The 25758-nt window shown below is 61.9% G+C and carries 29 protein-coding genes; 16 read left to right on the top strand and 13 right to left on the bottom strand.

Going from position 1 to position 25758, the window contains the following annotated elements; translation table 11 throughout:
- Positions 1-39: 39 nt before the first annotated feature.
- Together EFB14_RS18005 and EFB14_RS18000 are read right to left on the bottom strand one after the other, a co-directional pair.
- Positions 40-432, bottom strand: a complete 393-nt coding sequence (locus EFB14_RS18005; protein WP_126827650.1) for a YkvA family protein — start codon at positions 430-432, stop codon at positions 40-42.
- Positions 433-497: 65 nt separating this feature from the next.
- Positions 498-803: a 4a-hydroxytetrahydrobiopterin dehydratase gene (locus EFB14_RS18000; RefSeq protein WP_126827648.1), complete on the bottom strand. Its 306-nt coding sequence runs from the start codon at positions 801-803 to the stop codon at positions 498-500.
- Between the two features lie 35 nt (positions 804-838).
- On the opposite strand from EFB14_RS18000, the gene EFB14_RS17995 reads away from it, so the two are divergent.
- On the top strand, positions 839-1336 hold the full coding sequence (locus EFB14_RS17995; protein WP_126827646.1) for a low molecular weight protein-tyrosine-phosphatase: 498 nt from the start codon (positions 839-841) through the stop codon (positions 1334-1336).
- Here EFB14_RS17995 and thpR read toward each other — a convergent pair.
- Both thpR and EFB14_RS17985 read right to left on the bottom strand, forming a co-directional pair.
- Complete coding sequence (thpR, locus tag EFB14_RS17990; protein ID WP_126827644.1) at positions 1246-1836, bottom strand: RNA 2',3'-cyclic phosphodiesterase; 591 nt, start codon at positions 1834-1836, stop codon at positions 1246-1248. The two genes, EFB14_RS17995 and thpR, sit on opposite strands and share 91 nt — an antisense overlap.
- 68 nt (positions 1837-1904) lie before the next feature.
- The gene (locus EFB14_RS17985) at positions 1905-2549 is read right to left on the bottom strand and encodes an arylesterase (RefSeq protein WP_126827642.1); all 645 of its coding nucleotides are present in this window, start codon (positions 2547-2549) and stop codon (positions 1905-1907) included.
- Between the two features lie 72 nt (positions 2550-2621).
- On the opposite strand from EFB14_RS17985, the gene EFB14_RS17980 reads away from it, so the two are divergent.
- The 4 genes from EFB14_RS17980 to EFB14_RS17965 all read left to right on the top strand — a co-directional run bounded on the left by EFB14_RS17980 (position 2622) and on the right by EFB14_RS17965 (position 7448).
- Complete coding sequence (locus EFB14_RS17980; RefSeq protein WP_125846043.1) at positions 2622-3329, top strand: ABC transporter ATP-binding protein; 708 nt, start codon at positions 2622-2624, stop codon at positions 3327-3329.
- On the top strand, positions 3326-5869 hold the full coding sequence (locus tag EFB14_RS17975) for an ABC transporter permease (RefSeq protein ID WP_126827640.1): 2544 nt from the start codon (positions 3326-3328) through the stop codon (positions 5867-5869). Before EFB14_RS17980 ends, EFB14_RS17975 begins: the two co-directional genes overlap by 4 nt.
- Before the next feature lie 181 nt (positions 5870-6050).
- On the top strand, positions 6051-6779 hold the full coding sequence (locus EFB14_RS17970; RefSeq protein ID WP_126827637.1) for a Bax inhibitor-1/YccA family protein: 729 nt from the start codon (positions 6051-6053) through the stop codon (positions 6777-6779).
- A gap of 111 nt (positions 6780-6890) precedes the next feature.
- Positions 6891-7448 carry a GNAT family N-acetyltransferase gene (locus EFB14_RS17965; protein ID WP_126827958.1) on the top strand — a complete coding sequence of 186 codons (558 nt, stop codon included), beginning with the start codon at positions 6891-6893 and terminating at the stop codon, positions 7446-7448.
- Positions 7449-7454: 6 nt separating this feature from the next.
- Here the strand turns inward: EFB14_RS17965 and EFB14_RS17960 are convergent, their stop codons facing one another.
- From EFB14_RS17960 to acnA, 3 genes are all read right to left on the bottom strand, one after another.
- Entirely contained in the window at positions 7455-7856 is a 402-nt protein-coding gene (locus tag EFB14_RS17960; RefSeq protein ID WP_126827635.1) for a DUF2794 domain-containing protein, read from the bottom strand.
- Positions 7857-8240: 384 nt separating this feature from the next.
- Positions 8241-8981 (bottom strand): DUF1223 domain-containing protein, encoded by a 741-nt coding sequence (locus tag EFB14_RS17955; RefSeq protein ID WP_126827633.1) that lies wholly within the window; start codon positions 8979-8981, stop codon positions 8241-8243.
- A gap of 232 nt (positions 8982-9213) precedes the next feature.
- Complete coding sequence (acnA, locus tag EFB14_RS17950; RefSeq protein WP_126827631.1) at positions 9214-11904, bottom strand: aconitate hydratase AcnA; 2691 nt, start codon at positions 11902-11904, stop codon at positions 9214-9216.
- A 262-nt stretch (positions 11905-12166) separates the two neighbouring features.
- Here acnA and ccmA point away from each other — a divergent pair, with 262 nt between their 5' ends.
- The 5 genes from ccmA to EFB14_RS17920 all read left to right on the top strand — a co-directional run bounded on the left by ccmA (position 12167) and on the right by EFB14_RS17920 (position 15295).
- Positions 12167-12811 carry a heme ABC exporter ATP-binding protein CcmA gene (gene ccmA / locus EFB14_RS17945; protein ID WP_126827956.1) on the top strand — a complete coding sequence of 215 codons (645 nt, stop codon included), beginning with the start codon at positions 12167-12169 and terminating at the stop codon, positions 12809-12811.
- A 238-nt stretch (positions 12812-13049) separates the two neighbouring features.
- On the top strand, positions 13050-13709 hold the full coding sequence (ccmB, locus tag EFB14_RS17935) for a heme exporter protein CcmB (RefSeq protein WP_126827627.1): 660 nt from the start codon (positions 13050-13052) through the stop codon (positions 13707-13709).
- 48 nt (positions 13710-13757) lie between these two features.
- Entirely contained in the window at positions 13758-14519 is a 762-nt protein-coding gene (locus EFB14_RS17930) for a heme ABC transporter permease (RefSeq protein WP_126827625.1), read from the top strand.
- 3 nt (positions 14520-14522) lie between these two features.
- Entirely contained in the window at positions 14523-14690 is a 168-nt protein-coding gene (ccmD, locus tag EFB14_RS17925; protein ID WP_126827623.1) for a heme exporter protein CcmD, read from the top strand.
- Complete coding sequence (locus EFB14_RS17920; protein ID WP_126827621.1) at positions 14687-15295, top strand: DsbE family thiol:disulfide interchange protein; 609 nt, start codon at positions 14687-14689, stop codon at positions 15293-15295. The genes ccmD and EFB14_RS17920 overlap by 4 nt, the downstream gene beginning before the upstream one ends.
- Before the next feature lie 11 nt (positions 15296-15306).
- Here EFB14_RS17920 and EFB14_RS17915 read toward each other — a convergent pair whose 3' ends face one another.
- The 6 genes from EFB14_RS17915 to EFB14_RS17890 all read right to left on the bottom strand — a co-directional run bounded on the left by EFB14_RS17915 (position 15307) and on the right by EFB14_RS17890 (position 20707).
- Entirely contained in the window at positions 15307-15894 is a 588-nt protein-coding gene (locus EFB14_RS17915; RefSeq protein ID WP_126827619.1) for a DUF2585 domain-containing protein, read from the bottom strand.
- A complete protein-coding gene (locus EFB14_RS17910; RefSeq protein ID WP_125846030.1) occupies positions 15891-16535 on the bottom strand; it encodes a septation protein A in 645 nt (214 codons plus the stop codon). The genes EFB14_RS17915 and EFB14_RS17910 overlap by 4 nt, the downstream gene beginning before the upstream one ends.
- A gap of 75 nt (positions 16536-16610) precedes the next feature.
- Entirely contained in the window at positions 16611-18182 is a 1572-nt protein-coding gene (gene ftsY / locus EFB14_RS17905; RefSeq protein ID WP_126827617.1) for a signal recognition particle-docking protein FtsY, read from the bottom strand.
- 16 nt (positions 18183-18198) lie between these two features.
- A complete protein-coding gene (gene mtaB / locus EFB14_RS17900; protein WP_126827615.1) occupies positions 18199-19470 on the bottom strand; it encodes a tRNA (N(6)-L-threonylcarbamoyladenosine(37)-C(2))-methylthiotransferase MtaB in 1272 nt (423 codons plus the stop codon).
- Positions 19467-20372 carry a diaminopimelate epimerase gene (gene dapF / locus EFB14_RS17895; RefSeq protein ID WP_126827613.1) on the bottom strand — a complete coding sequence of 302 codons (906 nt, stop codon included), beginning with the start codon at positions 20370-20372 and terminating at the stop codon, positions 19467-19469. Before dapF ends, mtaB begins: the two co-directional genes overlap by 4 nt.
- 110 nt (positions 20373-20482) lie before the next feature.
- Positions 20483-20707 (bottom strand): hypothetical protein, encoded by a 225-nt coding sequence (locus EFB14_RS17890; protein WP_183604874.1) that lies wholly within the window; start codon positions 20705-20707, stop codon positions 20483-20485.
- Between the two features lie 402 nt (positions 20708-21109).
- On the opposite strand from EFB14_RS17890, the gene ffh reads away from it, so the two are divergent.
- The 6 genes from ffh to rplS all read left to right on the top strand — a co-directional run bounded on the left by ffh (position 21110) and on the right by rplS (position 25613).
- Positions 21110-22699, top strand: a complete 1590-nt coding sequence (gene ffh / locus EFB14_RS17880; RefSeq protein WP_125846025.1) for a signal recognition particle protein — start codon at positions 21110-21112, stop codon at positions 22697-22699.
- A gap of 16 nt (positions 22700-22715) precedes the next feature.
- Positions 22716-23036: a chorismate mutase gene (locus tag EFB14_RS17875; protein WP_037101839.1), complete on the top strand. Its 321-nt coding sequence runs from the start codon at positions 22716-22718 to the stop codon at positions 23034-23036.
- Positions 23037-23085: 49 nt separating this feature from the next.
- Positions 23086-23454 (top strand): 30S ribosomal protein S16, encoded by a 369-nt coding sequence (rpsP, locus tag EFB14_RS17870; protein WP_125846024.1) that lies wholly within the window; start codon positions 23086-23088, stop codon positions 23452-23454.
- A 117-nt stretch (positions 23455-23571) separates the two neighbouring features.
- Positions 23572-24141: a ribosome maturation factor RimM gene (gene rimM, locus EFB14_RS17865; protein WP_125846023.1), complete on the top strand. Its 570-nt coding sequence runs from the start codon at positions 23572-23574 to the stop codon at positions 24139-24141.
- Positions 24142-24145: 4 nt separating this feature from the next.
- Positions 24146-24847 carry a tRNA (guanosine(37)-N1)-methyltransferase TrmD gene (trmD, locus tag EFB14_RS17860; RefSeq protein ID WP_126827611.1) on the top strand — a complete coding sequence of 234 codons (702 nt, stop codon included), beginning with the start codon at positions 24146-24148 and terminating at the stop codon, positions 24845-24847.
- Positions 24848-25058: 211 nt separating this feature from the next.
- Entirely contained in the window at positions 25059-25613 is a 555-nt protein-coding gene (gene rplS, locus EFB14_RS17855; protein ID WP_028758031.1) for a 50S ribosomal protein L19, read from the top strand.
- Positions 25614-25758 lie beyond the last annotated feature (145 nt).

Raw genomic sequence — 25758 nt, 5'->3', positions numbered from 1 at the left:
GACACGCGCAAAAACCAAGGATCTAAAACGCGACGGGCCTTAGATCGTCTTCATCACCTCTTCCGGCCGGTCGGCGAGAACGCGGTCGGCCGCTTCGTAGTGGCCCGGCCTTATATGGCCGCGCACCATCGCAAAGGCGGCCGAAAGCACGGCGATGTCATCCGAAAAGCCGATGCCGGCGAAAAAATCAGGGATCATATCGACCGGCATGACAAAATAGGCGAGGGCTGCAAGCAGCACGCCACGCACCTTGGTCGGCGTCTGCGGATCGAGCGCGCAGTAGAAACCGGCGACGACGTCGCGCGAAAACGGAATTTGCCGAACCGCCCGCCGGAAGGTCGGCCAGAATTTCTGCCGCACGGTCTTTTCCCGGCAGCTCTGCGTGTCCTCGTCGCCCGGCAACAGGATTTCCCCGAATTTGACGTCGTCCATCCCTCTATCCTTTCGTCCATGCGAACATATGGTGATGGCGCTTCGGCTTTCAATCGGCTCCGCTTTCAAGCGGCGCGTCGCGCCGCCGCCTTTTCCATCGCCCTGGCAAGCTTGAAATCCAGCTCCGTCAGTCCGCCGGCATCGTGCGTGTTCAGCGTCACTTCCACCTTGGAATAGACATTGAACCATTCGGGATGGTGGTTGAGTTTTTCGGCCGCAAGGGCGGCCTCCGTCATGAAGCCGAAAGCCTCGACGAAATTTGCGAACTTGAATGTCTTCGATATCGAAGAGGCAGCATCGTTGAGCGCCCAGCCCGCAAGCTTGGTCAGTTCAGCCTCGGCCGCGGCCCGTTCCAGTTTTTCCCATTTCATGCCATGGTCCTCTCATCTTTCCGACGGATCTACCGATGAAACGCATCAGCATCCTCTTCGTTTGCATGGGCAATATATGCCGTTCTCCGCTCGCAGAAGGAATTTTCAGCCATCTTGTCACCCAAGCGGGCCTGACCGGCCATTTTACGATCGATTCCGCCGGCACCGGCGGCTGGCATGAAGGCGATTCGCCCGACCAGCGGTCGATCGCCACCGCGAAAAGCCACGGCATCGACATATCAGGCCAACGCGCCCGCCGCATCCAGTCGAGGGATTTCAAGGATTTCGATCTGATCCTCGCCATGGATCGCGAAAATCTCGCCGCACTCGGCGGGAGCGCACCTGATGAAGCGGAGATCCGTCTTTTCGGCGATGCCGCCCTTGGAACCGGAGAGGATATCCCCGATCCCTATTATGGCGGCCCGGAAGGTTTCGAGCTGGTCTATACCAGGCTCTTGGCCGGCTGCAGCAAGCTGCTCGAAACGTTGGTCGAGCGCGCCTCGTGCAGCGGAAACACTTCCTCGGTGAGGTAGGGCCCACCGCCGACCGATTCGCGCGACGAAAGCAGGACGAAGCGCGGCGCCGTGAAAGTCGCGGTGTGGAAGTTGCCGCGTCCGGCCAGATATTGCACGACATCGTCGAGCCGCGAGGATTTGAGCCGTGCCAGCGTTACATGCGGCATGAATTTGCGCGGATCCGGCGGCAGACCGATGCGCTGGCAGATGCGCTCGATTTCGCCCTGCAGGGCGTACATCTCCGGCGATTGCGAAACGCCGGCCCAGACAGAATGCGGTTTCTTCGAACCGAACGAACCGATACCTTCGAGCCGGAACTGGAATTCCGGCCGGTCGATCCGGTCGAGGCGTTCAACGATTTCATCGGCCGTGCGGCCGTCAACGTCACCGATGAAGCGCAGGGTGATGTGGTAATTCTCCACATCGATCCATCGTGCTCCGGGGAGACCACCGCGCAGCAATGAAAGGCTCATCGCCGCATTGCGCGGAATTTCGAGGGCGGTAAACAGTCTCGGCATCACGAGCACTCCCCGAATCTTTTGCAGGTGCTCACACGGAATCACGCAATCGACAACCGCGCAAGCCCCTATTTCTTCACAGAAGAAATCGTCCCGACGAAATTTGTGACATCGGTTTCCATCTTCCCTACCATGACGTCGATGCCCCTTGCATTTGGATGCATTCCGTCCTCGAGTTTCAGCCCCGCATCCAGGGCGACGCCGTCGAGAAAAAAGGGATAGAGCGGAACCCTGTGTTTTTCCGAAAGTTCCCGATAGATGGGATTGAAGCGCGCGGCATACTCCGCCCCCATGTTCGGCGGCGCTATGATGCCGACGAGCAGCACCGCGATCCCTCGCTCCTTTAGCCGAGTAATCATCTGGTCGAGATTCTTCTCGCTCTCTTCAGGAGGGATGCCGCGCAGCGCGTCGTTGGCGCCGAGCTCCAGAATCACGCCGTCCGTGCCGTCGGGAACCGACCAGTCGATGCGGGCGAGGCCTCCCGTCGTCGTGTCGCCCGAAACACCGGCATTGGCGATAGCGATGTCGAGCCCCTTCGCCTTCAGGGCAGCCTGCAGCTTCTCGGGAAAGCCGTCGCCGGGCGGCAGCTGATAGCCCGCCATCAGGCTGTCCCCGAATCCGACGAGATTGATCGTCCGCGCATTCACTCCGGCGGCAAAGATCAGCGAGACGGCAATGACGGTGAATTGAAGGGCGGCAACTTTAAATCTCATCCTGCTTTCCCTAGATTGGCGAAGTACCGTTATGCGGCCATTCGATTACGGACTTATATAGGGCGATTTCTGTTGGCAAAAACCATCATCGAGTTGAAGAGCGCCGATCTGACCCTTGGCAGCGCCGCCGCCTCCGTCCATGTGCTGAAGGGCATCGATCTCGATATCGCCGCCGGTGAATCCGTCGGCATCGTCGGCCCTTCCGGCTCCGGCAAATCAACCCTGCTGATGGTGCTCGCCGGACTGGAGAAGCTCGACAGCGGCGAAATCAACATCAACGATACGCCGCTCCACAGCCTGAGCGAGGATCAGGTCGCCGATTTCCGCGGCCGCAACATCGGCATCGTCTTCCAGTCCTTCCATCTGATCGCCAATATGACGGCGCTCGAGAATGTCGCCGTGCCGCTGGAACTCGCCAATGTCCGCAACGCCTTCGAGATCGCCCATCGCGAGCTGAATTCGGTCGGCCTCGGCGAACGGCTGAACCACTATCCTGGCCAGCTTTCCGGCGGCGAACAGCAGCGCGTGGCGATCGCGAGAGCGCTCGCCCCTTCGCCCGCCCTCTTGATCGCCGACGAGCCGACCGGCAATCTCGATACCGAGACCGGCCGCCAGATCGCCGACCTGCTGTTTGCCAAGCAGGCCGAACGCGGCATGACCCTGCTTCTTGTCACTCACGACATCTCGCTTGCAAACCGCTGCTCGCGCCAGATCCGCGTCCGCTCCGGCAGGATTGAGGGCGACAGCGCTGCCCGCCACAACGCGGCGGCGTTCGCATGAGGATCGTCGCGCCGCGCGTCTCGCTCGCTTTTCGCCTGGCGCTCCGCGAGCTGCGCGGCGGTATCCGCGGCTTCTACATCTTTCTCGCCTGCATCGCGCTCGGCACCGGCGCCATTGCCGCCGTCAATTCCGTTTCGCAGTCGATCACCGACACGATCGCCTCGCAGGGGCAGGAGCTTCTCGCCGGTGACGTCCGCTTCGAGCTCAACAACCGCGAGGCCACGCCTCAGGAAATGGGTTTCCTTGAAGGCCTCGGCACCGTTTCGGTTTCGACAGGCCTGCGCTCGATGGCCCGCAAGCCCGACGGTTCTGACCAGGCGCTGGTCGAGGTCAAGGCGGTCGACGACGCCTATCCGCTTTACGGCCGGTTCGAGGCCGAGCCGAACTATCCCCTCACAGCACTGCTCGCAGGCGAAGGCGGTACTTACGGCGCAGTGGCAGCACCCTTGCTTCTCGATCGCCTCGGCCTTTCGGTCGGCGACGAACTGCTGCTCGGCAACGTCAAGCTCAGCATAACAGGTACGGTCAAGACCGAGCCGGATGCGCTCTCGGAAGGTTTCGGCTTTGCGCCGCGCCTGCTCGTCAGCCGCCGGGCGCTTGAAGCCTCAGGGCTCATCCAAACGGGAAGCCTTGTCGAACATGCCTACAAGATCCGGCTCGAAGACAAGGCTCAGATGTCGGGCATCCAGGCCCGCGCCGCCAGGGAATTCCCCTCTGCCGGCTGGGCGATCCGCACCAGCGACCGCGCAGCACCATCGCTGACCGAAAACATCACCCGTTTCTCCCAGTTCCTGACGCTGGTCGGCCTGACCGCGCTGATCGTCGGTGGCGTCGGCGTGGCCAATGCCGTGCGCGCCTTCCTGGATTCCAAGCGCACCACCATCGCCACCTTCAAATGTCTCGGCGCGCCGGCGATGACCGTCGTTCTGATCTATCTCTTCCAGATCGCCATCATCGCCCTTGGCGGCATTATGGCAGGCCTCGTCATCGGCGCCCTGTCGCCGATCTTCGCCGCGCAGTTCCTGGCGCAATTCCTGCCGGTCTCGACCGCACCGACGCTCTATCCCGGCGCCCTGCTGCTCGCGACGCTCTTCGGCATCCTGACGACGCTCGCCTTTGCCATTCTGCCGCTCGGCCATGCCCGCGAAGTGCCGGCGACCGCACTCTTCCGCGAGCAGGGCTTCGAAGCCCGCCACCTGCCCTCCTGGCCCTATATCCTGCTGGCTGCCCTCTTCATGGCGGCCCTTGCCGGCCTTGCCATCCTCACCGCCTATGATCGCTTCATCGCCGTCGTTTTCGTCGGCGCGATCGTCTTCGCCTTCGTCGTCCTGCGCCTCGTCGCAGCAGCGATCGCCTGGCTCGCGCGCCGCGCCCCGCGCGTCAACTCGCCGGCATTGCGGCTTGCGATCGGCAACATCCACCGCCCCGGCGCGCTCACGCCGTCGGTGGTGCTCTCGCTCGGCCTCGGCCTGGCATTGCTGGTGACGCTGACCCTGATCGACGGCAACCTGCGCCAGCAGTTGACCGGCCGCATGAACGAGGGCGCGCCGAACTTCTTCTTCGTCGATATCCAGAGCGCCGAGGTCGATGCTTTCCGAGATCTCGTCCAGGCGCAGGCGCCGAAGGGCAAGCTCATGGAAGTGCCGATGCTGCGCGGCCGGATCGTCGCCTTCAACGGAGAAGACGTCGCCAAGATGAACGTGCCGGCCGCCGGTCGCTGGGTGCTGAACGGCGATCGCGGCATCACCTATGACGACAGCCTGCCGGAAAATGCCGCCCTCACCGAGGGCAATTGGTGGGACAAGGATTACAGCGGCGAGCCCCTCGTCTCCTTTTCCTCGCAGGAGGCGCATGAGCTCGGCCTCAAGATCGGCGATACCGTGACCGTCAACGTGCTCGGCCGCAACATCACGGCAAAGATCGCCAATCTCCGCCGCGTCGAATGGGAATCGCTGTCGATCAATTTCGTCATGGTCTTCTCGCCGAACACCTTTCGCGGCGCCCCGCATGCCTGGCTCGCGACGCTGACCGACCCGTCCTCGACACCGGCCGAGGACGCGGCGATCTTGAAATCCGTCACCAACACCTATCCGACGATCACCAGCGTGCGCGTCAAGGACGCGATCGACATCGTCAACCAGTTGGTCGGCGAGCTTGCGACCGCGATCCGCGCCGCAGCCTCCGTCGCCCTCGTCGCCTCGATCCTCGTCCTTGCCGGCGCGCTCGCCGCCGGAAACCGGGCGCGCACCCATGACGCGGTGGTGCTGAAGACGCTCGGCGCCACGCGCGCCATGCTGATCCGCGCCTTCAGCTACGAATATCTGATCCTCGGGCTCGCGACCGCGATCTTCGCGTTGATCGCCGGCGCCATTGCCGCCTGGTTCATCGTCGCCCGCATCATGCACCTGCCATCCGCCTTCCTGCCTGATGTGGCGGGACTGACGCTCGTGACCGCACTCGTGCTCACCGTGGGCATCGGTCTCATCGGTACCTGGCGCATCCTGGGGCATAAGGCGGCACCCGTGCTGCGGGAGCTCTGAGGGGATAGCAAAGCTCCCAAACCCTTCACCTTACGGCGATTTAACCGACCGCGCCTTTGCAAGCCTCTTGTTTGCAATCGGCGAAAGCCTCATATTGTCGACAGGCATGCTGGAGCTCCGCAGCGGCGCCCGGGTCGAAAACCCGACACCGTATATCCATCGGAGCTTGTAAGAGGAAACTATGGCTGATCTTCGTAACTATCAAAGCCGCGCACAGACCGGCGAGATGATTGATCAAGGCCTGCGCGCATATATGCTCAAGGTCTACAACCTGATGGCGCTGGGTCTGGCGATCACTGGTGTGGCCGCGTACATCGGATTCAATTTGGCCGTCCAGGACAACCAGCTTACCCAGTTTGGCGAGCTGCTGTTCCGGTCGCCTCTGCGCTGGGTCGTGATCCTTGCGCCTCTTGCGGTCGTCTTCTTCCTGAGCTTCCGCATTAATCGCATGAGCGTGGCATCCGCACAGGCCACTTTCTGGGCTTACGCCGCGCTGGTTGGTCTCTCCCTGTCGTCGATCTTTCTGGTCTATACGCAGTCGAGCATCACCCAGACCTTCTTCGTAACCGCCGCCTCTTTCGGCGCGCTGTCGCTCTACGGTTACAGCACGAAGCGTGACCTGTCGGCGATGGGCTCGTTCCTGATCATGGGTCTGTTCGGCGTGATCATCGCTTCGCTTGTCAACATCTTCCTGGCTTCGTCAGCCCTCCAGTTCGCGATCTCGGTGATCGGCGTGCTGATCTTCGCAGGCCTCACCGCCTACGATACGCAGCGAATCAAGGAATTGTATTTCGACGGTGACGCTTCTGAAGTCGCCGGCCGCAAGGCGATCATGGGTGCTCTGACGCTCTATCTCGACTTCATCAACCTCTTCATGTTCCTGCTGCAGTTCATGGGCAACCGTAAATAAGCAGGGCAGACTGAGATCGAAAAGGCGGCTTCGGCCGCCTTTTTTGTTGCGCCGATTTCCCGGGAATGATTTTAGGAAGATCTTGCTCTCCCGATGGACCCAGTCGCCGAAATGTCCTTCCTTCTGCGTGATGCCTCGCAAGCCGATATCCCCGCCATTGCCGAGATCTATCGCGATTCCGTCCTGAACGGCGTTGCAAGCTATGAGATCGTCCCGCCCTCCGAGGCCGAGATGATGCAGCGCTTTGCGGCGATCGTCAGCCAGCAGTATCCCTATATTGCCGCAACCGATGCGGATGGAACCCTGCTCGGCTACGCCTACGCCTCGGCCTTTCGCACCCGTCCTGCCTATCGCTGGATGGTCGAGGATTCGATTTATCTGGCGCCTGAAGCGCGCGGACACGGCATCGGCAAAGTGCTGCTCGCCGAACTGATCGATCGTTGCACTGCCCTTGGTTTTCGTCAGATGGTGGCCGTCGTCGGCGGCGCAAGCCCCGCCTCGATCGCGCTTCATCTCAAGGCAGGCTTTTTGGAGGTCGGCCTGATGAAAGGCACCGGCTACAAGCAGGGCCGCTGGCTCGACACGATGCTCATGCAGCGCACCCTCGGCGAGGGCATGGCGACGGATCCCGATCCGTCCAGCTATCCCGGCACGCTGTTTGCCGGTTGAGACAGCTTATTTGTCCACGAGCTTGAGGACCTTGTCGAAAACCTTGAGGACCTGGTTCAGCTCGTGTCCACGCTTGAGGATCACGCCGTTGACGTTGATGACGGAATAGGCGCCCTGCTTGGCGGCGAGCTTCGGGTTCTTCTCGATGCGAAAGAGCGGCATTTCGCCGGAGCGCTTGAAGACGGAAAACACCGCCTTGTCCTTCAGGTGATCGATGGCGTAGTCGCGCCACTCGCCCTCACCGACCATGCGGCCGTAGATCCAGAGGATCGCGTCCAGCTCGCGCCGGTGGAAGGTCACCGGAACCGAGTCCTTGCTTTGTCTGTATTCCTTGAGATCGACGACGACTGAGGAACTATTGTCGACGGAGCGGCTTTCGCCGTGTCGCAAATCCGGCTGATCTGTCATCAGTCTCCCAGGGCCTCCGCTTGTGACAGGAGAGTGACAGTTTGCCCGAGCCGCCGCAAATTGCAAGAGCGCCGCCCGTCACATTCAGCCGCACCACAGCGCCGTCTCTTCAGAGGCGCAGGAACACCGTAGCCCTTTCAATCCTCGCATCGTGTCTTCCGAAAGTCGGCGCCGACTTTCGGAAGCTACGATGCGCTAGACAGAGTCGACCTTTCTGTGTGGTGCCGCATTTCAGTCAAAACAGCGCCTCATTTGCAGGAGAATTATGCATCCCGGTTTGGCGCCAGCGCGCCAAAGGGCCCGGCGGAGCGTATCGACCTTAACCCCAGCCCCGAATACGCTCGGCCGGGCCGCCCGGTACTTCATCCGTAACAGGATGAAATCTCATATATTTTTTCCCGCCATCACCACGGTTGCGCCGAGGATCGCCGCCGGATCACCATCCGCGGTCGCCGACTGCAGCAGGATTGCGCAGCCCTCGAGCTGCGGCCGCTGCAAAACGCTCGCCGGCAGCGTCAGGCTGGTCGCCTTGCCATCCCACATGCCGACGGTTTCGACATTGGTGACGCTGTGGAGATAAGAGAGCTTCTTGCCGCTGTTCTCGCCCTTTTCGACGTCGATGGTCTTTTCCTTGTCGAAATAGACCATCACGACATTGGCCTTGCCCTGCCCCGCGCCGATCTTGATCTCAAGCTCGTCGCCGCGCATCGATGCGCTGATGGGAATGGTCAACCCATTGCCTTCGCTGCTGTAGGTGTCGATCCTGCTATTGATCCCGTTGAGATCGGAGCCTGCCAGATGGCCGCGTCCGTTGACGATCGCCTGCGGCGTGTAAACATTGCTGCGGCCCATCGTCCTGGCATAGCCGTACTGCCGCTCGGTATTTTCCTTGGAGCTCAGCGTATCGGCCCAGCCGAGATAATTCCAGTAATCGACGTGATAGGCGAGCGCGATGACATCGCCCTGGCTCACCAGCTTGCGGAAGGCGGCATCAGCGGGAGGACAGGAAGAGCAGCCTTGCGCCGTGAAGAGTTCGACGACGCCTTTCGGCGTGCCGTCTTCGGCCTGCAAGGGGCCTGCGAGAACAATGCCGGCGATCAACGGAATCAGAAAACGGGGGGACATTCAGCTGCACCTCTTTTCAGCGCCGACAGCGTGTTTGAACCGGAGGCTCTGAGATATGCACGTACGAATAATCCTTCCGGGTCCAAACGAAAAGTCACGAACGGGTGAGACTTAGCTCGGCCGGAACCTACATAAAACAAATCATCGTGAACCCGATCGAATACCGTCGCCGCAAAGAAAAGCCGCCGGAAACTGCTCTCCGGCGGCCATTATCAGTCACGTTTCTTAAGAATCAGGCAGCGAGATCGCGCAGAACCGTCTGCAGGATGCCGCCATTGTTGAGGTAGACCACCTCATCGAGCGTATCGACGCGCGACAGCAGTGGAACTTCCTTCACGGAGCCGTCGCCATAAGTGATCTTGGCGATCTTCCTCTCGCGCGGCTTGATCTTTTCCAGGCCCTCGATGGTGACGAGTTCATCGCCCTTGAGGCCGAGGCTCTGCCAGGTCGTGCCCTCTTCGAAGACGAAGGGGATGATGCCCATGCCGACCAGGTTCGATCGATGGATACGCTCGAAGGACTGGGCGATGACAGCCTTGACGCCGAGCAGGTTCGTGCCTTTGGCAGCCCAGTCGCGCGAAGAGCCGTTGCCGTATTCGACACCGGCGAAGATGACGAGCGGCACGCCTTCCTGCTTGTACTGCATGGCGGCGTCGTAGATCGAGGTCTCTTCCTTCGACGGGTAGTGGATGGTGTATCCGCCTTCCTTGCCGTTCGGACCGAGCATGTGGTTGCGGATACGGATGTTGGCGAAGGTGCCGCGCATCATCACTTCATGGTTGCCGCGGCGTGTGCCGTACTGGTTGAAGTCGGCAACGGCAACGTCGTGACCAATCAGATAGGCGCCGGCCGGCGAAGCAGCCTTGATCGAACCGGCCGGGGAAATGTGGTCGGTGGTGATCTTGTCGCCGAACAGGCCGAGGACGCGGGCGCCCTTGATATCGGAGACGCCGGTGCCTTTCTTGCCCATGCCGACGAAGTACGGCGGGTTCTGGACGTAGGTCGAATTGTCGTCCCAGGCATAGGTCTGGCCCGGCGGAACCTGCACGGCCTGCCAGTTCTCGTCACCCTTGAAGACATCGGCATACTTGGATTCGTAAAGCTCGCGGGTGACGTATTTCAGGATGAATTCCTGAACTTCCTTCGAGGTCGGCCAGATATCCTTGAGATAGACCGGGTTGCCGCTCTGGTCCTCGCCGATCGGCTCCTTGGTGAGATCCTTCTGCACCGTGCCGGCCAGCGCATAAGCGACGACGAGCGGCGGGGAGGCCAGGTAGTTTGCCTGAACGTCAGGCGAGATACGTCCTTCGAAGTTGCGGTTGCCGGAGAGAACGCCGGATACGATGAGCCCCTTGTCGTTGATCGTCTTCGAGATCGGCGCCGGCAGCGGGCCGGAATTGCCGATGCAGGTGGTGCAGCCGAAGCCGACCAGGTTGAAGCCGAGCTTGTCGAGGTCGGCCTGCAGGCCTGATTTGGCAAGATATTCGCCAACCACCTGCGATCCCGGAGCAAGCGAGGTCTTGACCCACGGCTTGGTCTTCAGGCCCTTGGCGACGGCGTTGCGGGCGAGAAGGCCGGCAGCGATTAGCACTGACGGATTGGAGGTGTTGGTGCACGACGTGATGGCGGCAATCGCGACGTCACCATGGCCGAGATCGAAATCCGTGCCTTCGACCGCATAGCGGTTGGCAAGCTGGCCGGGCTTCTTGTAGTCGGCATCCATCGAGCCGGCGAAACCGGACGCGATGTTCTCGAGCGCGATGCGGCCTTCCGGGCGCTTCGGGCCAGCCATCGACGGCACGACATCGCCGAGGTCGAGTTCCAGTGTGTCCGTAAAGACGAGGTCGGAACCGTCGCCTTCGCGCCACATGCCCTGTGCCTTCGAATAGGCTTCGACGAGGGCGATCCGGTCATGCGTGCGGCCGGACATGGTGAGGTAGTTGATGGTTTCGCCATCGACCGGGAAGAAGCCGCAAGTCGCGCCGTATTCCGGGCCCATGTTGCCGATCGTCGCGCGGTCGGCGAGCGGCATATTGTCCATGCCGGGACCGAAGAATTCGACGAACTTGGAAACGACGCCCTTCTTGCGCAGCATCTGCACGACGGTCAGAACGAGGTCGGTCGCGGTGACGCCTTCCTTCAGCTTGCCGGTCAGCTTGAAGCCGATGACTTCAGGCAGGAGCATCGAGACCGGCTGACCGAGCATGGCGGCCTCAGCTTCGATACCGCCCACGCCCCAGCCGAGAACGCCGAGACCGTTGATCATCGTCGTGTGGCTGTCGGTGCCGACACAGGTATCCGGATAGGCGACCGTTTCGCCGTCCTCTTCCTTGGTCCAGACGGTCTGGCCGAGATATTCGAGATTGACCTGATGACAGATGCCGGTGCCCGGAGGAACGACACGGAAATTCTTGAAGGCCTGCTGGCCCCACTTCAGGAAGCGGTAACGCTCGCCGTTGCGCTGATATTCCAGCTCGACATTCCTGGCAAAAGCCTGCGGCGTTCCGAATTCGTCGACGATGACGGAATGGTCGATGACGAGATCGACGGGAACGAGCGGATTGATCTTCTCGGGATCGCCGCCGAGCGACACCATCGCGTCGCGCATCGCGGCAAGATCGACGACGGCGGGAACGCCGGTGAAGTCCTGCATCAGCACGCGCGCCGGGCGATAGGCGATTTCGTTTTCGACTGCGCCCTTATTGTTCAGCCATTCGGCGACAGCCAGGATGTGCTCCCTGGTGACCGACTGGCCGTCTTCGAAGCGCAGCAGGTTTTCGAGCAGCACCTTCATCGAATAGGGAAGCTTCGACACGCCGGCCAGACCGTTTGCCTCAGCCTTGGGCAGGCTGTAATAGACATAGTCCTTCCCGTTCACGGAAAGCGTGGAACGACAATTGAAACTGTCAAGAGATTTAGACACGAGAGACCCCGTTTCTGATAGCCAACACAGTCGTGCGAACGCCTATGCACTTAATGCACATCAGGATGCGGGTACGGCCATTTCCGCTGTCCGCACGTGGAGGAGACGCTCCAAGTTCGGCGCAAGGATGAAATTCACGCCGACCGCTGGCGTGGTTGCAGGTCTTATAGATAATTTCCTAAAAACTTGCCATACCCGAGCACGGTCAAAATCGGACATTTTTTGCCCCCTCCGAAAGCCGAAACGAAGAAAGAGCCGAAGCATGCATCTCACCGCCGAAAATCTGGCTGCAAGGCGCGGTGAGGATCTCATTTTCGTTAACATTTCCTTTCACTTGGCAGCCGGTGAGGCCCTTGTCCTCACGGGAAGAAATGGATCGGGAAAGTCCACTTTGCTGCGTGTCGTCGCGGGCCTCCTGAGGCCGGAAAAAGGTACTGTCATTTTCCGCGACGAAGGGAGCCCGCAAGGCCGGCATCCCGGCGAGGCCAGCCACTACCTTGGCCATCGAAACGCGATGAAGAATGAACTTACGGTTGTAGAGAATCTGGGTTTTTGGCAGTCCTTCCTCGGCAACCCGGACGCTGCCGGTCTTTCTGTCGAGGACGCAGCCGAAGCTGTCGGCCTCTCGGGAATTACCCACCTTCCCTTCGGCTATCTCTCCGCCGGCCAGCAACGCCGGATAGCCTTCGCCAAACTGCTAGTCGCCCACCGCCCCGTCTGGATCCTCGACGAACCGACCGCCGCACTCGATGCCAGCGCCGACCGGCTGCTGGCCCAATTGATCGAAGCGCATCTGACAAAGGGCGGCATCGTGCTGGCGGCGACGCACCAGCCGCTGGGGCTGCAGAATGCGCGGGAATTGAAGATGACGGGCTTTGCCGGCGTGGATCATGGGGTATGGGGTTGATGTTTCTCGGTGTGACTACCCCCCTCTGCCCTGCCGGGCATCTCCCCCACACGGGGGGAGATCGGCAAGATGCACCGGCTTCGCGAAATCTTGATCGCGCGCCAAGCGACTGCGGCTATCTGCGGCGTTTGATTAGGGCAAGAGGGCGCTTCTGTCCGATCTCCCCCCTTGTGGGGGAAATGCCCGTCAGGGCAGAGGGGGGTGCCCCGTCCACCGTCGATGCAGAGAGCAGCCACATATGACCGCCCTCTTCTTCCGAGACCTCAAACTCTCGATCCGCGCCGGCGGCGGCGCGCTGATCGGCGTCCTCTTCTTCCTGACCATCGTCGCCGTCATCCCATTCGGCGTCGGTCCCGATCTCAAGCTGCTCTCGCGCATCGGCCCCGCCATCGTCTGGATCGGCGCGCTGCTGGCCGCCCTCCTTGGCCTCGACCGTCTATTCCAGGCCGAGCGCGACGACGGATCGCTCGACCTGATGCTGATGCAGGAAACGCCGCTCGTTCTTACCGTCCTGGTCAAATGCTTCGCCCACTGGACGGCCACCAGCCTACCGCTGGTCATCGCCTCGCCGCTGCTCGGCCTCTTCATGAACATGAACGAGACCGCGATTGCTGCCACCATGCTGACACTGCTCGTCGGATCGCCCGCCATCACCTTCATCGGCGCCGTGGGTGCTGCCGTCGCTGTGGCGCTGCCCCGCGGCGGCCTGCTGGTCTCGATCCTCGTGCTACCGCTGACCATCCCGGTGCTCATCTTCGGCGTCAGCGCCACCTATGCCGCAGTCGAAGATCCGGCCCCGTTCCTGCCGCCCTTCCTCATCCTGATCGCGCTGACGCTGTTCTTCGCCGTCATCGGCCCGACAGCGGCCGCCCTTGCGCTCCGAAACACGGCGGATTGATGGGCCATTCGATTGCGGGAAAAGCCGGATCAAGGTAAGGAAGCGGACATGAGCGAAACGAGCCTTGCCATCAGCAAATTCAGCGACCTCGCCAACCCGACGCGGTTTCTGGCGCTGGCGGCACGCGTCATTCCGTGGCTGGCCGGCATTACCGCCCTCTGTTTTGTCGTCGGCCTCTATTTGAGCTTCTCCACAGAAGGCGATTACCAGCAGGGCGAGACCGTGCGCATCATGTATGTGCACGTGCCATCCGCCTGGCTTGCGATGATGTGCTATACGATCATGAGTGTTTCGGCGATCGGCACGCTCGTCTGGCGCCACCCGCTCGCCGATGTCTCCGCCAAGGCAGCAGCGCCGCTCGGCGCCGCCTTCACCCTGCTTGCGCTCGTCACCGGCTCGCTCTGGGGCAAACCGATGTGGGGCACATGGTGGGTCTGGGATGCCAGGCTGACCTCCGTCTTCGTTCTCTTTCTGATGTATCTCGGCCTGATTGCGCTCGGCCGCGCCATCGATGATCCGTCGAAGGCGGCGCGCGTTACCGCCGTGCTCATCCTCGTCGGCTTCGTCAACATTCCGATCATCAAGTTTTCGGTCGAATGGTGGAACACGCTGCATCAGTCGGCAAGCGTGCTGCGCCTCGACGGCCCGGCGATCGATCCGGAATTCCTGCGCCCGCTCTTCGTCATGGCGATCGCCTTCACGCTGCTCTTCTTCACGCTGCACATCATGGCAATGAGGAACGAGATCTGGCGCCGTCGCATCGCCGCCCAGCGCCGTCTCGCCGCCCGCATGGCGAGCCGGGAGGAATAGGCCGTGACGCATGCCTTCTACGTCTACACATCCTATGGCTTCGCCGCCTTGGTGACTGCTGCAGTCATCCTGTGGACCTGGGCCGACGGCCGGGCGCGCCGTCGTGAACTCGCAGCGCTCGAAGCCGCAGGCATCCGCCGCCGCTCGGCACGCACTGGGGACGAGCAATGAGCGAGACGCCGGAAATCACGACCGCAAAGCCGCGCGGGCGCGGCAGCTTCGTGCTGGCGCTTCTGCCGCTGATCGTCTTCGGGGGCATTGCGGCAACCGCTGCGAAGATGCTCTACGACCAGGATTTCCACGGCAAGGACATCGCCGAAATCCCCTCCGCCCTGATCGGCACCAAGGCGCCGGCGCTGAACCTTCCGCCGCTCGACGGCGCGAACCTGCCGGCACTGACCGATGCCGCAGTCAAGGGCAAGCTCACCCTCGTCAACGTCTTCGCCTCCTGGTGCATTCCCTGCCGGGATGAGCATCCCGTTCTGAAGGAACTGGCGAAGGACGGACGACTGAACATCGTCGCCATCAATTACAAGGACAAAAACGAGAACGCCCTGCGTTTCCTCGGCGAACTCGGCAATCCCTATCACGCCATCGGCATCGACCCGAACGGCAAGGCGGCAATCGACTGGGGCGTCTACGGCATTCCGGAAAGCTATCTTGTCGCCCCCGACGGCACGATCCTCTACAAGCGCGTCGGCCCCTTCGACGATATCAGCCTGAAAGAAGGGCTGTTTCCGGCGATGGAAAAGGCGCTCGGCAAGCCCGCTTCATAACAGGTGATCCGTTAGACCCCACCCTGCCAGACCTTGATCGCCTCCACCGGCCAGATCAGCATCAGCACGTTGAGCGTCAGGTTGTCCCGGATCATGTAGCCGGTGAAAATCTCGAAGAAGATTGCGATCGCCACCGTCAGCGCCACCGGCGCGCGGGAGGCGAAGAAGAAGCCGAGGCACATGAAGACGGTGTCCATCGCCGAATTCAGGATGCTATCGCCATAATAGTCGAGCGCGATGGTCGCCGTGCGGTAGCGGTCGATGATGAGAGGCGAGTTCTCCAGCAGCTCCCAGCCGGATTCGATGAACAGCGCTAGGAGCAGCCGTGCCGCTAAGGGCTTGCGGCGCAGAATGAGATGGCCGAGCCCGTAGAACAGGAAGCCGTGGATGATGTGCGATGGCGTGTACCAGTCCGACAGATGCTGCGAGTTGCCGCTGGTATTGACCCCGCCCTCCCACAGCTTGACATAGCCGCAGGCGCAAATCGGCACGCGCCCCATCAGATATTCGACTGCGATCTGGGCGACCAGAACCGCAAGGCAGGCGACGAACCAGAAGGTCTGGTGTCTCACGCGATATTCGGCGTCCGCAGCGCTCACTTTTCGCCGTCCGTTTCCGGGTTGAGGCTATGCTTCAGCACCAGCGGCATCTGCGCCAGCGTGAAGATGATGGTGATCGGCATCGTGCCCCAGACCTTGAAGGCGACCCAGGTATCGTCCGAAAAATTGCGCCAGACGACTTCGTTGAGCACGGCGAGGAAAAGAAAGAAGATGCCCCAGCGGATGGTGAGCTTGCGCCATCCTTCGGCATCGAGCTGGAAGGCGGCGTTGAAGACATAGCCGAGCAGCGACCGGCCGAAGGCGAGCCCACCGAGCAGCGCCACCCCGAACAGCGCATTGACGATGGTCGGCTTCATCTTGATGAAGGTCTCGTTCTGCAGCCAGATCGACAGCGAGCCGAAGATGAGGACGACGATGCCCGAAACGAAGGGCATGATCGGCAAATGGCCGAGCACGATCTTCGAAACGACCAGTGACGTGACCGTTGCCGCCATGAAGAGCCCGGTTGCGACGAACAGCGGGCCGCCCAGCTCGGAAAGCGCAGGAAACCGCTCCACCAGCCACTGGCCGCGCAGATTGGCGAAGAAGAAGATCAGCAGCGGCCCGAGTTCCAGTGCCAGCTTCAGCAGCGGATGATGCCGGTCGGCCGCCGACGGGGTGATATCGCTTTCGGTGCTCATGCGTTCTTCAAACCTGCTATTCCTGAAACCTGCTTCTGCCGTGCCTTGCAGGCTTTCGGCGGCATATCTGTGGCATCATTGCCCAAGTCCGGCAATGGCATGGGCAAAATCCTCGGCCTCGAACGGCTCCAGGTCGTCGACGCCTTCGCCGACGCCGATGAAATAGACCGGCAGCTTGTGCTTGGCGGAAATGGCGACGAGGATGCCGCCGCGCGCCGTGCCGTCGAGCTTGGTCATGATCAGTCCGTTGACGCCGGCGATATTGCGGAAGATCTCGACCTGGCTCAGCGCATTCTGTCCCGTCGTGGCGTCGAGCGTCTGCAGCACGGTATGCGGCGCATCCGGGTCGAGCTTGCCGAGCACGCGTACGATCTTCTCGAGCTCGGCCATCAGCTCGGCCTTGTTCTGCAGGCGGCCGGCGGTATCGACGATCAGCACGTCGCATTTTTTCGCCTTCGCCTGTTCGAAGGCGTCATAGGCAAGGCCGGCGGCATCGGCGCCGAGCTTGGTACCGATAAACTCGGAATTCGTCCGATCGGCCCAGATCTTCAGCTGCTCGATCGCCGCCGCACGGAAAGTGTCGCCGGCGGCCAGCATCACCTTCAGCCCGGCGCCGGAAAGCTTCGCTGCAAGCTTGCCGATCGTCGTCGTCTTGCCGGTGCCGTTGACGCCGACGACGAGGATGACATGCGGCTTGTGCGAGAGGTCGAGCTGCAGCGGCTTTGCGACCGGTTTCAGAACCTTGGCGATTTCGGCCGCCATGATCCGGCTGACATCCTCGCCGGTCACGTCCTTGCCGTAGCGCTCGGAAGCCAGCGTATCGGTGACGCGCAGCGCAGTCTCAACGCCGAGATCGGCCTGGATCAGCAGGTCTTCGAGATCCTGCAGCGTCTCGTCATCGAGCTTGCGCTTGGTGAAGAGCGCGGTGATCTGGCTGGTCAGCTGCGAGGACGTGCGCGCAAGACCGTTACGCAGACGCTGGAACCAGCTAAGCCTCGGCTGCGGGGCGACGGGCTCCGGTTCGGCGATCTTCGGGCCGGTGGCGAAACCTTTGGGGAGGGCGGGAGAGCGGGTCTCCGGTTCTGCTGTTGGATTACCCCCCTCTGCCCTGCCGGGCATCTCCCCCATAGGCGGGGAGCTTGGCTGGGAGGGCGATTCCAGCGCTACATTATCCGTGGTCGGAATCTCTTCCGTCAGCTTTTCAATGATGTCTTCGAGGTCATCCGGCTGTTCCGGCGCATCGGTCTCCAAATGATCTCCCCCCTTGTGGAGGAGACGTTCCGAAGGGACAGAGGGGGGTATTTCCGCAACGGGTTCGACCGGCGCCTGAATTTCGGTCTGCACCTCCGCTGCCGCCTCAGCTTCCAGCAATGAAAGCGGCACGACACCCATGTCGCTCAGTTGGTCGACGGCCGGCAGGATTGCGGGTTCCGCATCATCATCGGCGATAGGCGCCTCGACCCCACCCTCGCCGACATCCGGAGCCGGGCCGCCGGCCGTGTCCATTTCTTCAGGCAGAACGGGATCCGCGGCGATCGGCAGAGCTTCGTCCTGCAACCGCTGTTCCAGCTCGACCTCCACGGCACTCGTCTCCGCCGGCTTGTCCTTGCCGAAGGTGAAGACCTTTTTGATGAAACTGAGCGCCATGGGGATTCCGTGAAAGTCAGGCCGCTGCGGCCGTCAATTGCATGTCGAGATGCTTGCCATTGTGGCCGGTGATCGTGGCCGGCACAAGTTCGCCGGGACGAAGCCCGGCGGCTGCGACCAGCGTGAAGTTTTCCGTATGCGCCAGGCCGTTGTTTTCGACAAGCAGCCATTGCCGGGTTCCGACCATGCGATCGAGATGGGACTGATGCAGCCCGTGTCCAATGGCGCGCAGCCTTGCGGCGCGATCCTTGACCAGCGACCGGTCGAGCTGCGGCATGCGGGCTGCCGGCGTGCCAGGGCGCGGGCTGTAGGGAAAGACGTGCAGATGCGCGATATCGGCCTCTTCGGCCAATCGCACGGCGTTATCGAACATCTCTTCGGTTTCAGTCGGGAAGCCAGCGATCATATCAGCGCCGAAGCTCATCTCGGGGCGAAGCCGGCGCGCCTCCTCGATGAAGCGCAGCGCATCGGCGCGTAAATGCCGGCGCTTCATGCGCTTGAGGATCATATCGTCGCCATGCTGCAGCGACAAATGCAGATGCGGCATGAAGCGGGGTTCGTCGGCGATCAGATCCATCAGATGGGCGTCGGCCTCGATGCTGTCGATCGAAGAAAGCCTGAGGCGGCGGATATCGGGGATATGCTTCAGCAGCGTCTTCGCCAGAAAGCCGAGCGTCGGCCCGCCCGGCAGATCGCCGCCATAGCTGGTGGCGTCGACGCCGGTCAGCACGATCTCGCGATAACCGCTGTCGGCAAGCCTGCGGGCCTGGTCGACGACGGCCCCCATCGGCACGGAGCGGGAATTGCCGCGGCCATAGGGGATAATGCAGAAGGTGCAGCGGTGGTCGCAGCCGTTCTGCACCTGGATGAAGGCGCGCACATGGCCGTCAATGTGCCTGACCATCTGCGGCGCCGTCGCCTTGACGCTCATGATATCGTTGACGCGCAGCTTCTCTTCGGCCGAAACGCCGAAATCCGGCAGGCTGCGATAGGAGGCGCTTGTCAGCTTCTCCTCGTTGCCGAGCACAGCGTCGACCTCTGCCATTTCAGCGAAGGTCTGCTTTTCCGTCTGCGCGGCGCAGCCGGTGACGATGATGCGGGCATGCGGATTGTCGCGCCGCGCGCGGCGGATCGCCTGGCGGGCCTGGCGCACGGCCTCGCCTGTTACGGCACAGGTATTGACCAGGATGGCGTTGTTGAGCCCCGCCTTCTCGGCCTGCGCCTTCACCACTTCGGATTCATATGTGTTGAGGCGGCAGCCGAAGGTAATGACCTCGATACCGCTCACTGCGCCCCCGCCTCTCGGGTACCGTCGCGCGACCAGAGACCGGTCGAAGGATCGAGCCGGCCGGACCACTCCCATTCGGCCGGGCCAGTCATGACGACGTGGTCGTCGCGCTCGCGCCATTCGATGGAAAGCGTGGCCGGCGGCCTGGCGCTCGCCACATTGATCGTCACCTCACGCCCGGTGCGGCCGGTGCGTGCAGCACTCACGGCAGCGGAACAGGCGGCCGAGCCGCAGGCGAGCGTCAGCCCCGCGCCGCGCTCCCAGGTCCGCGTCGTCACCGACGTCGGCGACGTCACCTGCGCCAGTGTGATATTGGCGCGCTCCGGAAACATCGGATGGTTTTCGAGCAGCGGCCCGAAGCGGGCGAGATCGTAGGACATCACGTCCCGGTCCACCCAGAAGATCGCATGCGGATTGCCCATCGACATGGCGGAAGGCGAATGCAGCACCGGATCGTCGATCGGGCCGATCTGCAGCTCGATGCGGCTGGTGTCGTGGAATTCTTCCGCCAGCGGGATCTTGTTCCAATCGAAGACCGGCCGGCCCATATCAACGGAGATCGTCCCGTCTTCGTGCTCGACGGCATTGAGGATGCCCGCGACCGTCTGGAAGGTGAAAACCTTCTTGCCGGTCTCGGCGGCAAGCGCCTGCACGACGCAGCGCGTGCCATTGCCGCAGGCCTGCGCCTTCGAGCCGTCGGAATTCAGGATATCGATGAAGGCATCCGTGCCTTCGGCCTTCGGATCATGGATCGCCATGATCTGGTCGAACTCGGTCTGCGGATCGGCATTGAGCGCGATCGCCGCCGTAGGCGTCACCTTGTCCGGCCGCCCGCGCATGTCGACGACCAGGATCTTGTTGCCAAGCCCGTTCATCCTCGCGAATTCGACCGTTGCGCTCATGATATCATTCCGTCTGCTTTTCCGGTGTATATGGCGGAAATGCGTGGGAATTACCAGTGGTGAGTGCTAGGCGTGGGTTGCGAAGACCAACCCTTGAGGCTGTGCGGCTTTTACCGCTGCGTACCGTCGGCATTGAACGATGCCGCATGGGCTTCGACGATAGCAGCGGTGATGACTTTTCTTAGCTCGTAGACCAGCGAGCGGGACCGTTTGCGGTCCAGGTCCTGTGCCGCCTTTGCAAGGTTCAGGCCTTCATTCAGGACAATATGATGAGCCCGTGCCAGCGCCCAGCTCTCAATATCAGGCTTTATCATTCGATATCTCCGCCGAATCATTCGGCATCAAGGATATTTACGAATCATTTTACAGGATGCACTTAAGTAGAAAGTAGAATCATAAGTGGAATATTTTGCAACTGGCCTCTATAGCGAATTTGGACTGGCCGTCGGAATTTTTAACTGTTCGCGCCACGTCGCGCGGCTCCTGGAAAGCCCGCCGCGCGGTCATTCCGCGCATTCGCCTTGACTTTCCCACTGCTTTCCTGTTTATCGCGCCCAATCCGCGACGAGCCGCATGACTCCGAGCCGCCGACCGGGACCTTGAGATCCCGGAGGTCAACACCCGACAGCGCGATGCGCCCTCGGGTGCTTTTTGGCTTTGCGTCTTGTTTTCGTCAAGGAAAAGCACGACGTTTCCGGGCATATCGAACCCGCCCGAAACGTATCAAGGAAGAGCCGATGTTTGAAAACCTCCAGGACCGTCTTGGATCCATTCTGAATGGACTGACAGGCCGTGGCGCGCTTTCGGAAGCCGATGTTTCCGCAGCGCTGCGTGAGGTTCGCCGTGCGTTGCTGGAAGCCGACGTCGCGCTCGATGTCGTGCGCTCCTTCACCGACCGCGTGCGGGAAAAAGCCGTCGGCGCCGAGATCCTGAAGTCGATCAAGCCCGGCCAGATGGTCGTCAAGATCGTCCATGACGAACTGATCGAGATGCTGGGTGGCGAAGGCGTCGGCATCGACCTGCATGCACCGGCCCCCGTCGTCGTCATGATGGTCGGCCTGCAGGGCTCCGGCAAGACGACGACGACGGCCAAGATCGCCAACCGCCTGTCGACACGCGATAAGAAGAAAGTGCTGATGGCGTCGCTCGACACGCGTCGTCCGGCAGCCCAGGAGCAGCTACGCCAGCTTGGCGCGCAGGCCAGCATCGACACGCTGCCGATCATCGCAGGCCAGTCTCCGACCGATATCGCTGCCCGCGCCGTGCAGGCGGCCAAGCTTGGCGGCCATGACGTCGTCATCCTCGATACCGCCGGCCGTACGCATATTGACGAGCCCTTGATGGTCGAGATGGCCGACATCAAGAAGCGCTCGAACCCGCATGAAATCCTGCTGGTCGCCGACAGCCTCACCGGCCAGGACGCTGTCAACCTCGCCCGCAACTTCGACGAACGCGTCGGCATCACCGGTCTCGTTCTGACCCGCATGGACGGCGACGGCCGCGGCGGTGCTGCCCTTTCGATGCGCGCCGTCACCGGCAAGCCGATCAAGCTGATCGGTGTCGGCGAGAAGATGAGCGAGCTCGAGGAATTCCATCCCCGCCGCATCGCCGACCGCATCCTCGGCATGGGCGACATCGTCTCGCTCGTCGAGCGCGCGGCTGAGAACATCGACGCCGAAAAGGCCGCCGCTATGGCGGCCAAGATGGCCAAGGGCAAGTTCGACCTCGACGACCTTGCCGACCAGCTGCGACAAATGCAGAAGATGGGCGGCATGGGCGGCATCATGGGCATGATGCCGGGCATGTCGGGCATGAAGGACAAGATGGCCGCAGCCGGCCTCGACGACAAGCTTTTCGGTCGCCAGATCGCCATCATCCAGTCGATGACCAAGGCCGAGCGCGCCAATCCCGACCTGCTCAAGCATTCGCGCAAGAAGCGCATCGCCGCCGGCTCCGGCACCGATGCCGCCGCCATCAACAAGCTTCTGAAGATGCACCGCCAGATGGCGGACATGATGAAGATGATGGGCGGCAAGGGCAAAGGCGGCATGATGAAGCAGATGATGGGCGGCCTTGCCAGCAAGATGGGGCTCGGCGGCGGCCTAGGCGGCATGGGTGGCGGCATGCCCGATCTCTCGAATATCGACCCGAAGCAGCTTGAAGCGCTGCAGAAGCAGGCGGAAGCCGCGGGTCTCGGAAAGCCGGGTGGGGGTATGCCCGGTCTAGGCGGAGGCTTGCCGGGCGGATTGCCCGGTCTTGGCGGCGCAAAGCTGCCGGGCCTCGGTGGTGGTTTCCCGGGCCTGCCCGGATTGCCCAAGAAGAAGTGAAAGGATCGCCTGCCCCATGATTGATCCAGACGTCAAAGCCCAGCTTTCGAGCTACCGCCAGTCGATCGACAATATCGATGCGGCGCTCGTCCACATTCTGGCCGAACGCTTCCGCTGCACCAAAGAGGTCGGCGTGCTGAAGGCTAAGTACAAGTTGCCGCCGGCCGATCCGGCGCGCGAGGAATACCAGATCGCTCGTCTTCGTCAGCTTGCCGAAGATGCGCATCTGGACCCGGATTTCGCCGAGAAGTTCCTGAACTTCGTCATCAAGGAAGTCATCCGGCATCATGAGCAGATCGCTGCGGATCACGCTGAACAGAGCGCCGCTGCCCGATAACCGTTACCGCCTCACGAAGCGGTCAAGAAAAGCCTAAGGAGTAAAGAACATGGCACTGAAAATTCGTCTCGCCCGCGGTGGCTCCAAGAAGCGCCCGTACTACCACGTCGTTCTCGCCGATGCGCGCAGCCCGCGTGACGGCCGCTTCCTCGAAAACCTCGGTTCGTGGAACCCGATGCTTGCCAAGGACGACGAGAAGCGCGTTCAGCTGAACGCCGAGCGCATCAAGCATTGGATCGAAAACGGCGCCCAGCCGACCGATCGCGTTCTGCGCTTCCTCGACGAAGCCGGCGTTGCCAAGCGCGAAACCAAGAACAACCCGATCAAGGCAAAGCCGGGCAAGCGCGCCCAGGAACGCGCCGCCGAGAAGGCTCAGAAGGCAGCTGACGCCGCTGCTGCTGCCGACGCAGCGGAATAATCGGGATATCCCCTTATTGGACCGGGCGGCATGGCGACATGCCGCCCGTTTTCGTTTCCAATCGCCCGCACTTCGTTTATGAGAAGCCTGTCTTTCCGGCTTCACATGAAGGAACCCATGACAAAGCTTGAAAACCCCGTTCTGATGGCGACCATCGGCGGCGCGCAGGGCCTGCGCGGCGAAGTGCGCGCCAAGGCCTATACGGCCGATCCGGCCGCGCTCGGCGACTACGGCCATCTCCACAGCATGGACGGTCGCAGCTTCGAAATCCTCGAAATTCGCGAGATGAAGAATATGGTCGTCGTCCGTTTCCGCGGCATCAACGACCGCAATGCCGCCGAGGCACTGAACGGGCTGGAACTCTATATCGAGCGCGACAACCTGCCCGACGAGGAGCTGGAGGACGACGAGTTCTACTATGCCGATCTCGAAGGGCTGGAAGCGCGCGACGACAAGGGCGTCAGCTACGGCACGGTCACCGGTGTCTTCGATTTCGGCGCCGGCGATCTCCTGGAGCTCAAAGGCCCGGGCAAGCGCCCGGTGCTGATCCCCTTTTCGGAAGCCTCGGTGTTGGAAATCGACCTCGAAGCCGGCACGCTGCTGATCGATCCGCTGGCGGCGGGGCTGGTCGATGATCCGGAAGAAGCTCCGAAATTCACCCCGGACAAGCCGAAAAAGAAGAAGTGACGCCATGGCTTTCCGGGCGAGCGTACTGACACTCTATCCGGAGATGTTTCCGGGACATCTGGGCTTCTCGCTCGCCGGCAAGGCGATGGAGCGCGGGCAATGGTCGCTGGATGCGGTTCAGATCCGCGATTTCGCCACCGACCGGCACCGCACCGTCGACGACACCCCGGCCGGCGGCGGCGCGGGCATGGTGCTGAAACCAGACGTTCTCGCCCGCGCGATCGACAGCGCCTCGGAAAACGATGCCCGCCCACGGCTGCTGATGAGCCCGCGCGGCCGGCCGCTGACGCAGGAGCGCGTGCGCGCGCTGGCGGCGGGCGAAGGCGTCATCATCGTCTGCGGCCGTTTCGAGGGCGTCGACCAGCGGGTGATCGAGGCGCGCGGACTGGAAGAGGTCTCGATCGGCGACTATGTGCTGTCAGGCGGCGAACCGGCGGCGCTGATCCTGCTCGATGCGATCATCCGCATCCTGCCTGGTGTGATGGGCAACGATCTTTCCGGCCTGCACGAAAGCTTCGAAGGCGGATTGCTGGAGCATCCGCACTATACCCGCCCGCAGGAGTGGGAAGGCCGCGAGATTCCCCCGATCCTCACCTCAGGCAATCACGGCGCGATCGAGAAATGGCGGCATGAAGAGGCGGTGCGCCTGACCCGAGAACGGCGCCCGGATCTGCTCGAAAGCGCCAAAATTGAGAAAAACGGCTGATTTCACCGCCCTTTTCACAAAAATGTCTTGCGAGGGATGACAAGCCCTGGCCTTTGGTGTATTGGCGCACGCGGAAATGGGGTTATCCCCGTCTGCCAGTAAACAAAGAATGGCGAATCCGCTCCCGCCCGCAAGGGCAAACTCCGGAGGCTTGAGACCGAAGGACAGTGTGAGCGCTCTGGCTGTTTCAGAAGAACCAAAGGTTAAGACGATGAACATCATTCAGCAGCTTGAGGCCGAACAGGCCGCCAAGATCGAAGCCAAGCGCACTCTCCCCGAATTCTCCCCGGGCGACACCGTCCGCGTCAACGTGAAGGTCACGGAAGGCAACCGTACCCGCGTTCAGGCCTATGAAGGCGTCTGCATCGCCCGCTCCGGCGGCGGCCTGCAGGAAAACTTCACGGTCCGCAAGATCTCCTACGGCGAAGGCGTCGAGCGCGTATTCCCCGTCTACTCGCCGATGATCGAAAGCGTCGACGTCGTTCGCCGCGGCAAGGTCCGTCGCGCCAAGCTCTATTACCTCCGCGACCGTCGCGGCAAGTCTGCCCGTATCGTTGAAGACACCGGCGTTCGCGCCCGTAAGCTCAACGACGCCGAGCGCGCCGCCATCGCTGAGGAAAAGGCACGCATCGAAGCTGAAAAGGTTGCAGCAGCACAGGCGCTCGCCGCCGAGAAGGCAGCAGCAGAAGCTGCCGAAGCCAAGGCAGCTGCCGAAAAGGCCGCCGCAGAAGCAGCAGCCGCTGCAGCGGAACCGGCAGCAGAATAAGATCTGCGCCGCGCAAAATTCTTCGCTTGAAGCAAAATTCTTCGCTTGGAAAGGCGGCCTTCGGGTCGCCTTTTCTATTTTTTGCGTCGGCACGCAGCCGGCGGCCTTGCCTTCGGCACGCCTTCCGTGACAATTTTCGCCGTTC

Origin of the sequence: Rhizobium fabae (assembly GCF_003985135.1) — a bacterium.
GTDB lineage: Bacteria > Pseudomonadota > Alphaproteobacteria > Rhizobiales > Rhizobiaceae > Rhizobium > Rhizobium pisi.
This window is presented reverse-complemented; position numbering and strand designations above follow the sequence as displayed.